The organism is Streptomyces sp. NPDC107471, assembly GCF_055582845.1.
Window position 1 is genome coordinate 679,507 of record NZ_JBVJPC010000004.1, and the last position, 14,619, is coordinate 694,125.

The window sequence follows — 14,619 nt, forward strand, 5'->3', positions numbered from 1 at the left end:
TGGCGTCTTGAGGGGAGACGCTGAGGGTTACGTCGGTGCCGTCGGTTCGGCGGTGGTGCTGTTGGCAGCGCTTTGTGGCGCGGGAGGTTGCCTGTGACGCAGGCGTCCGGGCGGGCGACTCGATGAGTTGCTGGGACAGCCGACGTGCGAAAGGTCTCTGCACGCCGGCCGCCCGGACTCCCTCAACGTAAGACACCGCGTGCCACCGTGCAAGGCACTGAGTGCCATAAATTGCTCTCAGATGAAATCTTTACGTAACAGATGAGCGATGATCGATCAAAGCTACCGGCGGGTAGGGTCTTCGTCCCGGTTGTGCCCGATTCCGGCCGCGCTCCTGGTCAGGTGTGCCTTCACGCGAAAGCGGCCGGTACCGGGGGGTCCCGGTACCGGCCGCTCTCGGCGTCCGCGTCAGGAGTGCTCTTTGAGCGCCTGCTCGATGGTGCGCATGACCTCGTCCAGGGGCGCGTCGGTGCGGGCGACCGCCACCAGGACCTCGCCCTGGGTGGAGACCGTCGCCTCGGTCGGCGGCTGGGGGACCGTGGTGCGGCCCGCCCCGATCCCGGTCCCGAAGGTCTTCCGCACGATCGCGAAGGCGTGGTCCAACTGCGCCTCGACGTCCCCCTGGCCGCCGGCCCGCAGCCACCGCCGCAGCACGTGGTTGTGCGCGGTGACCACGGCCGACGCGGCGACCTCCGCCAGCAGCGGATCGTCGTTCGCGTCGTCGTCGTGCGCGTGCTCGTCGAAGTGCCCGAGCAGGTACCGCGTGAACAGCCGCTCGTAGCGGGCCACCGAGGCGATCTCCGCCTCCCGCAGCGTCGGCACCTCGCGGGTCAGCTTGTAGCGGGCGACCGAGATCTCCGGCCGGCCCGCGTACATCTTCATGACTTCCTTGATGCCGCGGCACACCGTGTCGAGCGGGTGCTCGTGCGCGGGGGCCGCGTTCAGCACGGCCTCCGCCCGGATCAGGGTGTCGTCGTGGTCGGGGAAGATCGCCTCTTCCTTGGAGCGGAAGTGGCGGAAGAAGGTGCGGCGGGCGACACCGGCCGCGGCCGCGATCTCGTCGACGGTCGTCGCCTCGTACCCCTTGGTGGAGAACAACTCCATCGCGGCGGCGGCCAGTTCTCGGCGCATCTTGAGCCGCTGGGCGGCCGCGCGACTGCCTGCGGCACTCTCCGGCGCGTCGGGCGCGGCTGGTGTACGGGACGACTTGGCGGGCTGGGGCATGACCCGAACGTACTGCATGTGCGCAGGTTGGTGCGCGTGTCCGGGGTTTGTCCCGCCCGGGACCGGCGGGGAGCCGCCGCGTCCCGCGGGCGGGGCAGGGCTGCCCGGATCGAGCAGCCCGCCCCAGTCCTCGCCGCCGGTGAACCAGTCGCCGACGTGGTCAGCGGCGGGCATATTCGCGGAAGCCACGGCCGGTCTTGCGGCCGAGGCAGCCCGCGGCCACCAGGTGCTCCAGGAGCGGGGCCGGAGCCAGACCCGGGTCGCGGAACTCGCGGTGCAGGACCTTCTCGATCGCGAGCGAGACGTCCAGGCCGACGACGTCCAGCAGCTCGAAGGGGCCCATCGGGTAGCCGCCGCCCAGCTTCATCGCCGCGTCGATGTCGTCGAGGGACGCGTAGTGCTCCTGCACCATCTTGATCGCGTTGTTGAGGTACGGGAAGAGCAGGGCGTTCACGATGAAGCCCGCCCGGTCGCCGCAGTCGACCGCGTGCTTCCTGATCCGCCCGCACACCTCGCGGACCGTGGCGTGGACGTCCTCGGCCGTCAGGACCGTGCGGACGACCTCGACCAGCTTCATCGCCGGCGCCGGGTTGAAGAAGTGCATGCCGATCACGTCCTGCGGGCGCGAGGTGGCACGGGCACAGGCGACCACGGGCAGCGAGGAGGTCGTGGTGGCCAGGACCGCGCCCGGCTTGCAGACCTTGTCCAGCGTCTGGAAGAGCTGCTGCTTGATCTCCAGGTCCTCGGCGACGGCCTCGACGGCGAGGTCGACGTCCGCGAACGCCTCGTACGAGCCCGCCGCGGTGATCCGGTCCAGGGTCTGCGCGGCCGCCTCCGCGGTCATACGGCCCTTGTCGACAGAGCGGGAAAGCGACTTGCCGATACGGGCCTTCGCCGTCTGCGCCTTCTCCTCGCTGCGCGCGGCGAGCACGACCTCGTACCCGGCCTTCGCGAAGACCTCCGCGATACCGGACGCCATGGTCCCGGAGCCCGCGACACCGACGGAGCGGACCTCGCGGCCCGTGACCTGACCGGAGCTCTCCAGGGGCGTCAGCGCGTCCCGCACGACCGTCGCGCTGCCCGGGGCGTCGTAGGTGTAGAAACCGCGCCCCGACTTACGGCCCGTCAGACCCGCCTCGCTGAGCTGCTTGAGGATCGGGGCGGGGGCGTGCAGCCGGTCGTGGGACTCGGCGTACATGGCCTCCAGGACGGTGCGCGCGGTGTCGACGCCGATCAGGTCGAGCAGGGCGAGGGGACCCATGGGCAGGCCGCAGCCGAGCCGCATCGCCGCGTCGATGTCCTCGCGGGAGGCGTACTTCGCCTCGTACATCGCGGCCGCCTGGTTGAGGTAGCCGAACAGCAGCCCGTCGGCGACGAAGCCGGGCCGGTCGCCGACCGCGACGGGCTCCTTGCCGAGGTCGAGGGCGAGGTCGGTGACCGCGGTGACGGCCGCCGGGGCGGTGAGCACCGAGGAGACGACCTCGACCAGCTTCATCGCGGGCGCCGGGTTGAAGAAGTGCAGGCCCAGCACCCGCTCCGGGCGCGCCGAGTCGGCGGCCAGGCGGGTCACGGACAGGGCGTTGGTGCCGGTCGCGAGGATCGTCTGCGGGCGCACGATCCCGTCGAGCTCGCGGAAGATCTGGTGCTTGATCTCGTACGACTCCGGAGCCACCTCGATGACGAGGTCGGCGTCGGCCGCCGCGCGCAGGTCGGTGGAGGTGCGGACGCGGGCGAGGAGGTCCGCGCGCTCCTGCTCGGTGAGCCGGCCGCGCTCCACGGCGCGGGCGGTCGCGGACTCCAGGACGGCGACGGCCTGGGCGGCCTGCGCCTCGCTGATGTCGATGCCGACGACCTCGCGGCCGGCCCGGGCGAGGACCTCGGCGATGCCGGTGCCCATGGTGCCGAGGCCGACGACGGCGATCGTCCGGAGCGGGGACGGAGAGGGGTCGGACAGGGGAGTGGCCATCGCGGAACTCCAGGAATGAGGGTGACGACTGGGAGCGCGACCCGGTACGCCGACAGGCGCACCGGGTGCGGGAGAAGATCTGCTGGATGCGGGTGTTGCCGGGCTGCGAGCGCACACGCCCGGACCGTCGTCGCGGGCATCGCACATGCCCGGGAGAACGGTGGAACCGACCGGCCCTGTCCCAAGCCGGGTCGTACTGGTGGTACCCGAGGTACCGAACCGACTGCTCTCACGGCGGCTGCGTCACCAGGCCACCGCAAGGAGTTCCGCGAGTGGGTAACTCGCTCGTCTGAGCTTAACCGGTGGGTAACGAGCGCGCCAGCCCTCGGATTTGTGATGTACGTCCCGCACCCCGGGCGGGCCGCCTAACCTCGGGTTCATGGACGAAGAGTTGCGATCACTCACGGAGCGCTTACGGCAGGAGTCGGGAGCGTCGGCCGCCTTCGGCCGTCTGGTGGCGACCGAGGACCCGGACGAACTGGCCGCGGTGCTCACCGAGCCCGGACAACCGCTGTGGGCCCGCGAACTGGCCGCGTTCCGCCTCGGGCTGGCCGGCGACCGCCGGGCCTTCGAGTCGCTCGTCCTGCTGCTCAACCACCGCGATCCGCCCCGCTGTGCCGCCGCCGCGTACGCCCTCGCTCGGCTCGACGACCCGCGCACCGCCCGGGCGGCCGCCGCCCTCGCCACCAACGAACTGCGGGTCGCCTACGCCCTGCACCCGGTCAGGCTGCTGGCCGAACTGCGCGCCCCCGAGTCGGTGCCCGCCCTCATCACCACGCTGGAACGCCGGCTGCGCCCGCACGACCCCTACCGGCGCGTGGCACTCGCCTGTGTGGAGGGGCTCGGCACGCTGGCCGACACCCGCGCCAGACCCGTGCTGAACGAGGCCCTCGCGCATCCGGCGCTGGCGGAGGCGGCGGTGCACGCGCTGGCGCGGATCCCGAAGCAGCGGTGAGCCGTCAGGTGCCGAGTGCCCGTACGTACCGCATCTCCGGCACCGGAACGCCGTCCGCCTCGAAGGGCTCCTCGGTGCCGTCGGCCGCGAAGCCCGCCCTCTCGTAGAAGCGGCGGGCACGGCTGTTGTCCCGGAGGACCCACAGGTACATGCGGTCGTGGCCCAGGGCCGTGCGGTTCCACAGGGCCTCCAGCAACAGGGCGTGTCCGATGCCCCTGCCGTAGTGCCGCGGGTCCACGTAGACGGCGTACAACTCGGCGTCCGCGGTGCGGACTTCGTCGTCCCGGTACGGCCCGTGGCAGGCCCAGCCCATGACCTCGCCGTCCCATTCGGCCACGAGGTTCACCACGGTGCCGTCCCCCTGGACGAAGCGGGCACGGTGCCGCTCGGCGTCCCGGGTCACGCTCATCGCGTCGAGGTACGACTGCGGGATCAGGCCCCGGTAGGCGCTCTGCCAGCCGCGGACCCGGATCTCGGCCACACGGTCGCAGTCGGCGAGGGTCATCGGGCGGATGAGAAGGCGGTCGTCGTCCATGGCGGCACCCTAGGCAGCCTCCGGCCGCACCGGCTCGCCATTTACCGGTCCAGCACCGCGAACGCCTCGATCTCCAGCAGGAACTCCGGCCGCACCAGCGCCTCCACCTGCACGGCCGAGGACGCCGGCAGCCGGTCGTCGGGTATGTGCGCGGCACGCGCCTCGCGGATCGCCGGCATGTGGGCCATGTCCGTCACGAAACAGGTCAGTTTCACGACCTCGTCGAAGCCCGCTCCGGCGGCCGCCAGGCAGCGGCGGAGGTTCTCGAAGACCTGGCGGGCCTGGGCGGCGGCGTCGCCCTCCCCGACGAGCTTGCCGTCTTCGTCCAGGGCGACCTGGCCCGAGACCGCGACGAAACGGCCGCGGCCCAGCACCACGTGGGAGTACTGGGCCGCGGGGGCGACCCCGGCGGGGGCGGGAATCCTGGTCAGCTCACTCATGCGTCCATGGTGGACCACGGCAATGACAACGCCCGTCCCCGACGGAGCGTCAGGCGCTCAGCCCCGGACGCCGAGCAGCCCGTGCAGGGCCGCGCCCCGCGAGGACGTCGACGCCGCCTTGGAGGCCGGCGGCTCGGGGTCGGGCAGCGCCTTGCACACCGCGTCGGCCTCGCCGCCGCCGCGCGGCACCGTGCCGTCGGTCAGGTACGCGGCCAGGTGCTTGTCCAGGCAGGTGTTCCCGCTCAGCGTGATGCCGTGGTTCCCGCCGCCCTGCTCGACGACGAGAGCGGAGTCCGCCAGCAGCCGGTGCACCGTGACACCGCCCTGGTACGGGGTGGCCGCGTCGTTCGTCGCCTGGAAGAGCAGCGCCGGCGGCAGTTGGCCGTTGGCGATGTTCACCGGCGCGAGCGACGTCGTGGGCCAGAACGCGCAGGGCGCGTTGTACCAGGCGTTGTTCCAGGTCATGAACGGCGCCTGCTCGTACACGTCCCAGTTGTCCTTCCGCCACTGGCGCCAGTCGCGCGGCCAGGAGGCGTCGCGGCACTGCACGGAGGTGTAGACGCTGTAGCCGTTGTCCCCGGACGCGTCGACGGCACCGAAGTTCTCGTAGGCCTCGACCAGCGGGTCGGCGTCCTTCTTGTTCACGTACGCGGCGAACGCCTCGGCCAGATAGGGCCAGTAGCCGTTGTAGTAGCCGCCCGGGATGAAGGTGTCCTCCAGCTCCGAGGCGCCCACCTTGCCCTCCGCGGGCTTCCTGGCGAGGGCCGCCCGCATCGCGTACCACTTGGCCTCGATCCTCTCCGGGTCGGTGCCGAGCCGGTACGTCGAGTCGTACTTGGCGATCCAGGCCATCAGGGCCCGGTGCCGGTCGTTGAAGGCGTAATCCTGGGTGAGGTTGTCGTCGTACCAGACGCCGGTCGGGTCGACGATCGAGTCGAGGACCAGGCGGCGCACCTGGTGGGGGAAGAGCTTCGCGTAGACCGCGCCCAGGTAGGTGCCGTACGAGTAGCCGAAGTAGTTGATCCGCTTCGCGCCGAGGGCCCGGCGGATCGCGTCCATGTCGCGCACGGCGCTGACGGTGTCGATGTACGGCAGCACATCGGCGTACTTCCGGCCGCAGGCGGCGGCGAAGGACTGGGCGCGCTGGAGGTTGGCCCTCTCGATCGCGGGTGTGCTCGGCACGGAGTCCGGGCGCACCGGCTTGAAATGGCCCGGCTTGCAGTCGAGGGCGGGTTTGCTCGCGCCCACCCCGCGCGGGTCGAAGCCGATGACGTCGTACTGGGCCGCGACGGCCTTGGGCAGGCCGGAGGCGACGAACCCGGCGAAGGTCAGCCCGCTGCCGCCGGGGCCGCCGGGGTTGACCAGCAGCGGGCCCTGGTACTTCTTCGCGGTGTGCGGGACCCGGGACAGTGCGAGGGTGATCTGCCGCCCGCGCGGGTTGGCGTGGTCGAGCGGCACCTTGAGGGACGCGCACTGGAGCGTCGGGTGGTCGGCGGTGCCGCACTTCTTCCAGGTGAGCTTCGCGGCGTGGGCGGCTGGGGCGGTCGAAGGGGTGTGTGGGTGCTGCGGGGAGCTGGCGTCGGCGGGGACGGCGGTGAAGGTCCCGGCCATGACGACCGCGGCACCGCACAGCACGGCTGCGCGCTTTCTCATGGGGTCCTCCCAGGACGGAGGGTGGCGGACCGCGAGGCTCACGGTCCACGCGGCATCGTCCCGGAAACCACGCCCGGAAGAACGTGTTCTGGCAGAACTTGACCCGATTGGTCAGTCCGATGCGCTCGAACGCTCTCAGATCAACGTGAGTTGTACCGGCTCGGACACCGGCGCGACCTCGGGCTCCGGCTCCCGGATCCGCCGGGGCATCCCCGCGCCGGCGGGACCGATGCCGTACTCCTGTGCCAGCTCGTGGACCTGACGGGTGATCCGGCGCTGGTACCACTTCGGAGCGTAGGAGCCGTCCGCGTAGAGCCGCTCGTAACGGCGTACCAGATACGGGTGCTCCCGGTGCAGCCAGGCCATGAACCACTCGCGGGCGCCCGGCCGCAGATGCAGCACCAGCGGGGTGACCGAGGTGGCCCCGGCGGCGGCGATCGCGCGCACGGTCGCCCGCAACTGCGCCGGGCTGTCACTCAGGAACGGGATCACCGGGGCCATCAGCACCCCGCACCCGATGCCGTGCTCGCCCAGGGTGCGTACGACGTCCAGGCGCCGCTCCGGAGCGGGTGTGCCCGGCTCCACCGTGCGCCACAGCTCGGGGTCGGTGAAGCCGACCGAGACCGAGATGCCGATGTCCGTCACCGCGGCGGCCTGCTGCAGCAGGTCGAGGTCGCGCAGGATCAGCGTGCCCTTGGTCAGGATCGAGAAGGGGTTCGCGTGGTCGCGCAGGGCGGCCAGGATGCCCGGCATCAGCCGGTAGCGGCCCTCCGCGCGCTGGTAGCAGTCGACGTTGGTGCCCATCGCTATGTGGTCGCCGGTCCAGCGGTGCGAGCCGAGCTGGCGGCGCAGCAGCTCGGGGGCGTTCACCTTGACCACGATCTGGGAGTCGAAGCCGAGACCGGTGTCCAGGTCGAGATAGCTGTGGGTCTTGCGGGCGAAGCAGTACACGCACGCGTGGGAGCAGCCGCGGTAGGGGTTCACCGTCCACTCGAAGGGCATGCGGGAGGCGCCCGGCACCCGGTTGATGATCGAGCGGGCCCGGATCTCGTGGAACGTGATCCCGGCGAACTCGGGCGTGTCGAACGTACGGCTGACCACCGCGTCGGCGCCGAAGAGGGCGGCGTCGGCCCGTCCGTGTTCCGCGGACTCGGTGAGGTTCTCCCAGCGCATGAGGCCTCCTCGGTAGCACTGCCCTTCGAGTGAAACACTTGTTCGAATTCCGGCGCAACCCCGATTTGGGCGGCCGTGGGCGGGGGTGGTTGGCTTGCCCCAAGCCCGAGAACTTGAAGTCCTGGAGGAAGTCGATGGCGCAGGTCGAGGCCACTACGGAGCGGATCGTCGCGGCGGACGCGGAGAAGGTGTTCGACGCCGTCGCCGACTACAGCGGCACACGCTCGCGGGTGCTGCCCGAGCAGTTCAGCGAGTACGAGGTGCGCGAGGGCGGCGACGGCGAGGGCACCCTCGTCCACTGGAAGCTCCAGGCCACCAGCAAGCGGATCCGCGACTGCCTCCTGGAGGTCACCGAGCCCACCGACGGCGAGCTCGTCGAGAAGGACCGCAACTCCTCCATGGTCACCACCTGGCGGGTCACCCCGGCCGGCGAGGGCAGGTCCCGTGTCGTCGTGACCACCGTCTGGCAGGGCGCCGGCGGCATCGGCGGCTTCTTCGAGAAGACCTTCGCCCCCAAGGGCCTCGGCCGGATCTACGACTCCCTCCTCGACCGGCTCGCCGCCGAGGTCGAGAAGTAAGTCCCCGGCACCCGGCGGACGTTGCCGCCGGTCACCGGATCGAGTGGATCTCCCTGCGGCCCACCTGGGTGCCGTAACTCGTCGCGCTTGCTCGTAGTTGTCGCCTTATGCGGGAAATGCGGGGCAGGCGCGACGAGGGGAGCGGCACGTGGGCGTGACGACGGCGACGCACGAGGAACGGGTCGAGGCGCCACCGGAGATCCCCGCCCCCGCCGTCGAACTCGGCCCGCGCCGGGTGCGGTTGATCTTCTTCGGGCTGATGCTCGCGCTGCTTCTCGCCGCGCTGGAGCAGATGATCGTCGCCACCGCGCTCCCCAGGATCGTCGGTGAGCTGCACGGCCTGGACCGGATGTCCTGGGCGATCACCGCCTACCTGCTCACCGCCACGATCGGACTGCCGGTCTACGGCAAGCTCGGCGACCTGCTCGGCCGCAAGGGCGTCTTCCAGTTCGCGATCGTCGTCTTCGTGGTCGGCTCCGCGCTCGCCGGACGGGCCGCGACCATGGACCAGTTGATCGCCTACCGCGCGGTGCAGGGCGTCGGCGCCGGCGGCCTCATGATCGGTGTGCAGGCGATCATCGCCGACATCGTGCCGCCCCGGCGGCGCGGCCGCTTCATGGGCCTGATCGGCGCCGCCTTCGGACTCGCCTCCGTCGCCGGCCCGCTGCTCGGCGGCTGGTTCACCGACCACCTCTCCTGGCGCTGGTGCTTCTACGTCAACGTGCCCTTCGGGCTGCTGACCCTGGCCGTCGTCACCGCCGTGCTGAAGCTGCCCAGGCCGCGGGTCAGGCCCCGCTTCGACGTCCTCGGCACCCTGCTGCTCGCCGCCGCCTCCACCTGCCTGGTGCTGCTGACCAGTTGGGGCGGCACCGAGCACGCCTGGGACTCGCGGCCGATCCTCGGCCTCGGGGCCGGAGCGGTGGCCGCCGGCGTCCTCTTCCTGGTCGCCGAGCGCTTCGCCGCCGAACCCCTCATCCCGCTGCGGCTGTTCAGGGACTCCGTCTTCAACATCACCGCCCTGGTGGGCCTGGTGATCGGGGTCGCGCTCTTCGGGGCGGCCAGCTATCTGCCGACCTTCCTCCAGATGGTCGACGGCGCGAGCGCCACCGAGTCCGGCCTGCTGATGCTGCCCATGATGGCGGGCATCGTCGGCGCGTCCGTGATCGCAGGACAGCTCATCAGCCACACCGGGCACTACCGGGTCTGGCCGATCCTCGGCAGCGCCCTCGCCGCCGTCGGGATGTGGCTGCTGTCCCGGCTCGAGGCCGACACCCCCCGGCTGCACTACAGCATCTGGATGGCCGTCCTCGGCGCCGGGATCGGCATGGTGATGCCGGTGCTGATCCTCGCCGTGCAGAACTCCGTCCGCCCCGCCGACCTCGGCACCGCCACCAGCGCCAACAACTACTTCCGGCAGATCGGCGGCAGCGTCGGAGCGGCGATCTTCGGCACCCTCTTCGCCGACCGGCTCGCGGACTCGCTGCGACAGCGGCTCCCCGACGCGCGGGGGCTGCCCGACCCCGAGTCCCTCACCCCGCAGCTCGTCCACGCCCTGCCCCCGGCGCTGCGCGACGGCTACATCCAGGCCTACGCCGACGCCATGCCGAGGATCTTCCTGTACCTCGTGCCGGTGCTCGTCCTCGGCCTGCTCATCGCCCTCTTCCTCAAGGAGAAACCGCTGGTGTCCCCCCACGCCGACACGGAGACCCCCGCGATCCCGCAGGCCCTGCCCCACCCGTCGGGCGGGGGCACCCCCGTCGCGCCGCAGGCCGCCGCGGTTCCCGTGTGCGGCACCGTCCGGCACTCCGACGGGACCGTGGTGCCCCGGGCCGCGCTCACCCTGATCGACGTGGCCGGAGCGCAGACGGCGCGCGCGGCCGCCGGCGCGGACGGACGGTTCGCGCTGTCGGCGCCCGCGCCGGGGTCGTACGTCCTCATCGCCGCCGCGAGCGGCCACCAGCCGCAGGCCGTCGCCGTGACCGTCGGCGAGGACCCGGTCGAACTGGCCGTCGTCCTCGGCGGTGCCGGACGGCTCACCGGCCGCGTGCTCACCGATGGCACACCCGTACCGGACGCCACCGTCACCCTCACCGACGCGCAGGGCCAGGTCGTGGCGACCACTCGCAGCGGTCCCGACGGCACCTACGTCGTCACCGAACTGGTCGCGGGGGAGTACACCCTCGCCGCCGGGGCGCCCGCGTTCCGTCCCGCCGCGCTGCCCGTCACCGTGCGGGCCTCCCGGGAGTCCCGTCAGGACGTCGAGCTCGCGGGCGGCGCGCTGCTGCACGGGACCGTGCGCGCCGGTGGCGGGCGGTCCGTGCCGGACGCGCGCGTGACGCTCCTGGACGTCGCAGGCAACGTCGTGGACACCCTCACGACCGGCCCCGACGGCACCTTCCGCTTCGGCGACCTGTCCGGCGGCGAGTACACCGTGATCGCCACCGGTTACCCGCCGGTCGCCACCGTTCTCCAGGTGGCCGGGGGCGGCCGCACGGAGCGCGATCTCCGGCTCGGGCACGAGGACTGACGGGGCGTCAGTGCGGGGGCGCGCGCCGGGGCGATCCGGTCCGGGCCAATTCCCGCATTGCCGCACACCGTGGCCGACGGGCGCCGTACGGTGGAGCAGGCGGCACAGATCTTGCGGAGAGAGGGCCTGGGCCATGGACCGTGGCACCGAGAGGGGCGCACCTCCCAGCCGCGGAGCTGGGGACGGCACGGCGGACGGACCCGCCGCGGCCGGACGAGTCCCGCTGGCCGTGGTGGTCGTGGACCGCGACGGCCTGGTCTCCCACTGGAGCCGGGGCGCGAGCCGGCTGTTCGGCGCCGGCAAGGACGAGGCCATCGGCCGTCCCGCCGCCGACCTGCTGCCCGTCTCCGGAGCCCTCCCCGAAGAGGCGAGCACCCCGCCCTACGGCGTGCACGCGGCCTACGACGGCCTGGGCCCCGACCTCGAGTCCTCCCTGGACGGCGGGCTGTCCTACCCGGCCGCCGGCCGAGCCCGCCTCACCGTGCCCGGCGCGGACCGCGTCGACGTCCTGTGGTGGGCCTACCCGCTGGTGGGCCCCGGCCAGGAGCGTCTGCTGGTGCTGGCCGCCGACGCGGGCGGGCTCCACCGCGATCTCGACCTGGACGAGGGCGGTGCGGCCGTCGAGCGGATCGCGCCCGCCTTCGCCCTGCACACCGACTTCCCCGGCGCCGACGAACTCGCCCGCAGGCTCCCCGAGATCCTGCCCAGCATGAGCGTCGGCGAGAGCGCCCGCATCGTCGGGCAGATCCTCGAACTGGGCTATCCGGTCCTGGAGTTCAGCCAGAACGACCGGGTGCCCGTCACCCCCGACTGGGGCGTGCCCCGGCGCGCGGAGCGCAGGGCCCGCCGGGAGCGGGCGGCCCGGGCGGTCGCGGCGGGTCTGCCGGTGCCGCAGGACGAGCCGGACGAGGGCGAGGACCTCGAGTACGTCGCCGTGCGCGAGCGGCTGGAGTTCCTCAACGAGGTCAGTGGGAAGATCGGCACCTCCCTCGACCTGTCCCGGACCATCGTCGAGGTCAGCCGGGCCGTCGTGCCCCGCTTCACCGACGTCGCCGGGACCTATCTGCGCGAACAGGTCGTCGCCGGCGAGGGGTTCCCCGACGGCGTGCCCGACACCACCACCATGTGGCACCGGGTGGCCCTGGAGCACACCGACGAGCCGGGCCGCTGGGACGACGTGGTGCCGGTCGGCGAGGCCATGCCGTTCCCCGCGCACACCCCGTTCTTCCAGTGCATGACCAGCGGCGAGCCGGTCCTCGTGCCGCGCATCAGCGAACAGATGGGGCACGCGATCGCCTCGCAGTTCGAGAAGCGGGACATCCGGCCGCTGATCACCGGCCGCTCCATGCTCGTCGTGCCGCTGAAGGCCCGCAACGTCGTCCTCGGGTTCATGATCCTGCTCCGGCACCCCGAGCGCGTCGAGTTCAACGACATGGACCGGGTCACCGGCGCCGAACTCGCCGCCCGCGCGGGCCTCGTGCTGGACAACGCCCGCATGTACACCTTCCAGGAGTCCGTCGCCGAGACCCTCCAGGACAGCATGCTGCCGCACATCCCGGCGCGCATGGCGGGCTGCGACATCGCCACCCGCTATCTGCCGGGCACGCTCCTCGGGCGGGTCGGCGGCGACTGGTTCGACTCCGTGAAGCTGCCCGGCGCGCGGACCGCCCTCGTCGTCGGGGACGTCATGGGGCACGGCCTCAACTCGGCCGCCATGATGGGCCAGTTGCGCACGGCCGTACAGACCATGGCCGCGCTGGACCTGCCGCCGGCCCAACTGCTGCGCAACCTCGACGACCTCGCCCAGCGGCTCGGCGACACCTACCTCGCGACCTGTCTCTACGCCGTCTACGACCCGATCGCGGGCGAACTGCACATCGCGAACGCGGGGCACATCCCGCCGGTGGTCGTGCGGGCCGCGGACGGCCGCAGCGAGCTGCTCGACCTGCCCACCGGCGCGCCCATCGGCGTCGGCGGGGTGCCCTTCGAGGCGGTGCGCGTGCGGGTGGAGCCCGGGGACCGGCTGCTGATGTGCACCGACGGGCTGGTGGAGGTGCGGGGCGAGGACATCGGGGTGGGTCTGGCGACGCTCACCGAGTCCGCCGCGCACCCGGCCGCGTCCATGGACGACGCCTGCGACGCGATCATCCGTGCGCTCAACCCGCGCGGCGGACGCAAGGACGACGTGGCGCTGCTCATGGTCCGGCTCAACGGCATCGGGCCGGACGACGTGGCCGAGTGGCGGATCAACCTCGACCCGGCCGAGGTGCGGCGGGCCCGGGCGGCGGTGCGCGAGCAGTTGCACGACTGGGGGCTGGCGCGACTGGCCGACGGCGCGGAGCTCATGGTGAGCGAGCTCGTCACCAACGCCGTACGGCACTCGCACAGCCGGCCCGTCGAGCTGCGGCTCGTGCGGGAGGACACGCTGCTGTGCGAGGTGGACGACGACGACCACGATCTGCCCAACCTGCTGAGCGCGGGGCCCACCGACGAGCAGGGGCGAGGGCTCAGGGTGGTCAGCACGCTGGCCCGGGAGTGGGGCGCGAGCCGGACGAAGGCAGGCAAGACCGTCTGGTTCGAACTGACCCTGCCGCGGCGCTGAGCGGTACCTCGCGGGGGCGCGCGTTCGTCGAACTGGCGGTGAAGGAATGCGCCATGCGCTTGTCCGCGTGACCCCGGCGCGATACACCGTACTGGCCCGCCAGTGTGGCGGGTTTGTGGCGCATCCTGGGGAGTTGGGCATGAGCGTGACTGGTCGGTACCGGGAGTCCTGGGAGGGCTTCTGGCGGGAGGCCCCGGGGCGGCAGGGGGCCGTGTTCTGGGACGCGGAGCCGGTGTTGACCGCCGGGGTCCACCTCGCCCACTTCGAGCCGCTCCTGGTCGATCCCGGGCTGCCCCTCGTGGACCTGGGCTGCGGCAACGGCACCCAGAGCCGTTTTTTGGCCGCCCACTTCACCCAGGTCCTCGGTGTCGACCTGTCCGCCGCCGCCCTCGACCGCGCGCGGGACGCCGACCCCGACGGGCAGGTGACGTACCGGCTGATGGACGCCTCCGACAAGAGCGAACCGCAGAACCTGCACGCCGAACTCGGGGACACCAACGTCTACATGCGGGGCGTGCTGCACCAGGCCGCGCCCGAGGACCGGCAGCAGTTGGTCGACGGGATCGCCACGCTGGTCGGGGAGCGCGGCCGGGCCTTCCTCGTCGAGCTCTCCGAGTCCGCCAAGTCCGTTCTGGTGGGCCTGGCGCAGGGGCCCGACGGACCGCCCCCGAAGCTGGCCCCCGTCTTCCGGCACGGCATCGCCCCCGGCGAGGTCGCCGACGAAGCGGTGCCCGTCTACCTCGGGGCGGCCGGGCTGACCGTCGTGGCGAGCGGTGAACTGCCGCTCATCACCACCGAGTACCGGGCCGACGGCACCCGGATCGAACTGCCGTCGAAGTGGTGGGTGGTGGGCCACACCGCCTGACGTCGGGGCATGACCCGGGGTGGTGCGCCCTCCCACGCGCAGAGCGCACCACCCGCGGCCGGCCACCGCTCGCCGGCCCAGCGTCCGCGGCGGAAGGCGAC

At 72.2% G+C, this 14,619-nt stretch carries 11 protein-coding genes; 5 read left to right on the top strand and 6 right to left on the bottom strand.

Annotated features, from left to right (window positions below; translation table 11 throughout):
- Positions 1 to 408: 408 nt before the first annotated feature.
- Entirely contained in the window at positions 409 to 1,242 is an 834-nt protein-coding gene (locus ACZ66S_RS16835; protein WP_469902276.1) for a TetR family transcriptional regulator, read from the bottom strand.
- 142 nt (positions 1,243 to 1,384) lie between these two features.
- Positions 1,385 to 3,190 (bottom strand): 3-hydroxyacyl-CoA dehydrogenase family protein, encoded by a 1,806-nt coding sequence (locus tag ACZ66S_RS16840; protein WP_469902277.1) that lies wholly within the window; start codon positions 3,188 to 3,190, stop codon positions 1,385 to 1,387.
- Positions 3,191 to 3,569: 379 nt separating this feature from the next.
- On the opposite strand from ACZ66S_RS16840, the gene ACZ66S_RS16845 reads away from it, so the two are divergent.
- Positions 3,570 to 4,145: an adenylosuccinate lyase gene (locus ACZ66S_RS16845; protein ID WP_469902278.1), complete on the top strand. Its 576-nt coding sequence runs from the start codon at positions 3,570 to 3,572 to the stop codon at positions 4,143 to 4,145.
- Between the two features lie 4 nt (positions 4,146 to 4,149).
- Here the strand turns inward: ACZ66S_RS16845 and ACZ66S_RS16850 are convergent, their stop codons facing one another.
- From ACZ66S_RS16850 to ACZ66S_RS16865, 4 genes are all read right to left on the bottom strand, one after another.
- Entirely contained in the window at positions 4,150 to 4,680 is a 531-nt protein-coding gene (locus ACZ66S_RS16850; RefSeq protein WP_469902279.1) for a GNAT family N-acetyltransferase, read from the bottom strand.
- Positions 4,681 to 4,721: 41 nt separating this feature from the next.
- A complete protein-coding gene (locus ACZ66S_RS16855; RefSeq protein ID WP_469902280.1) occupies positions 4,722 to 5,120 on the bottom strand; it encodes a RidA family protein in 399 nt (132 codons plus the stop codon).
- A gap of 57 nt (positions 5,121 to 5,177) precedes the next feature.
- Complete coding sequence (locus ACZ66S_RS16860) at positions 5,178 to 6,773, bottom strand: alpha/beta hydrolase (protein WP_469902281.1); 1,596 nt, start codon at positions 6,771 to 6,773, stop codon at positions 5,178 to 5,180.
- A 135-nt stretch (positions 6,774 to 6,908) separates the two neighbouring features.
- Complete coding sequence (locus tag ACZ66S_RS16865; RefSeq protein ID WP_469902282.1) at positions 6,909 to 7,946, bottom strand: Rv2578c family radical SAM protein; 1,038 nt, start codon at positions 7,944 to 7,946, stop codon at positions 6,909 to 6,911.
- Between the two features lie 134 nt (positions 7,947 to 8,080).
- Between ACZ66S_RS16865 and ACZ66S_RS16870 the strand changes: the two genes are divergently transcribed.
- The 4 genes from ACZ66S_RS16870 to ACZ66S_RS16885 all read left to right on the top strand — a co-directional run bounded on the left by ACZ66S_RS16870 (position 8,081) and on the right by ACZ66S_RS16885 (position 14,518).
- On the top strand, positions 8,081 to 8,524 hold the full coding sequence (locus ACZ66S_RS16870) for an SRPBCC family protein (protein ID WP_469902283.1): 444 nt from the start codon (positions 8,081 to 8,083) through the stop codon (positions 8,522 to 8,524).
- Between the two features lie 148 nt (positions 8,525 to 8,672).
- A complete protein-coding gene (locus ACZ66S_RS16875) occupies positions 8,673 to 11,051 on the top strand; it encodes an MFS transporter (protein ID WP_469902284.1) in 2,379 nt (792 codons plus the stop codon).
- Positions 11,052 to 11,184: 133 nt separating this feature from the next.
- On the top strand, positions 11,185 to 13,653 hold the full coding sequence (locus ACZ66S_RS16880; RefSeq protein WP_469902285.1) for an ATP-binding SpoIIE family protein phosphatase: 2,469 nt from the start codon (positions 11,185 to 11,187) through the stop codon (positions 13,651 to 13,653).
- A gap of 139 nt (positions 13,654 to 13,792) precedes the next feature.
- The gene (locus ACZ66S_RS16885) at positions 13,793 to 14,518 is read left to right on the top strand and encodes a class I SAM-dependent methyltransferase (RefSeq protein WP_469902286.1); all 726 of its coding nucleotides are present in this window, start codon (positions 13,793 to 13,795) and stop codon (positions 14,516 to 14,518) included.
- Positions 14,519 to 14,619 lie beyond the last annotated feature (101 nt).

What these genes read in the sequence shown, in the direction of transcription:
- ACZ66S_RS16880 (WP_469902285.1), top strand. Translation starts at nt 11,185, where the DNA reads ATGGACCGTGGCACCGAGAGGGGCGCACCTCCCAGCCGCGGAGCTGGG.
- ACZ66S_RS16885 (WP_469902286.1), top strand. Translation starts at nt 13,793, where the DNA reads ATGAGCGTGACTGGTCGGTACCGGGAGTCCTGGGAGGGCTTCTGGCGG.
- ACZ66S_RS16865 (WP_469902282.1), bottom strand. Translation starts at nt 7,946, where the DNA reads ATGCGCTGGGAGAACCTCACCGAGTCCGCGGAACACGGACGGGCCGAC.
- ACZ66S_RS16850 (WP_469902279.1), bottom strand. Translation starts at nt 4,680, where the DNA reads ATGGACGACGACCGCCTTCTCATCCGCCCGATGACCCTCGCCGACTGC.
- ACZ66S_RS16855 (WP_469902280.1), bottom strand. Translation starts at nt 5,120, where the DNA reads ATGAGTGAGCTGACCAGGATTCCCGCCCCCGCCGGGGTCGCCCCCGCG.
- ACZ66S_RS16845 (WP_469902278.1), top strand. Translation starts at nt 3,570, where the DNA reads ATGGACGAAGAGTTGCGATCACTCACGGAGCGCTTACGGCAGGAGTCG.
- ACZ66S_RS16835 (WP_469902276.1), bottom strand. Translation starts at nt 1,242, where the DNA reads ATGCAGTACGTTCGGGTCATGCCCCAGCCCGCCAAGTCGTCCCGTACA.
- ACZ66S_RS16860 (WP_469902281.1), bottom strand. Translation starts at nt 6,773, where the DNA reads ATGAGAAAGCGCGCAGCCGTGCTGTGCGGTGCCGCGGTCGTCATGGCC.
- ACZ66S_RS16840 (WP_469902277.1), bottom strand. Translation starts at nt 3,190, where the DNA reads ATGGCCACTCCCCTGTCCGACCCCTCTCCGTCCCCGCTCCGGACGATC.
- ACZ66S_RS16870 (WP_469902283.1), top strand. Translation starts at nt 8,081, where the DNA reads ATGGCGCAGGTCGAGGCCACTACGGAGCGGATCGTCGCGGCGGACGCG.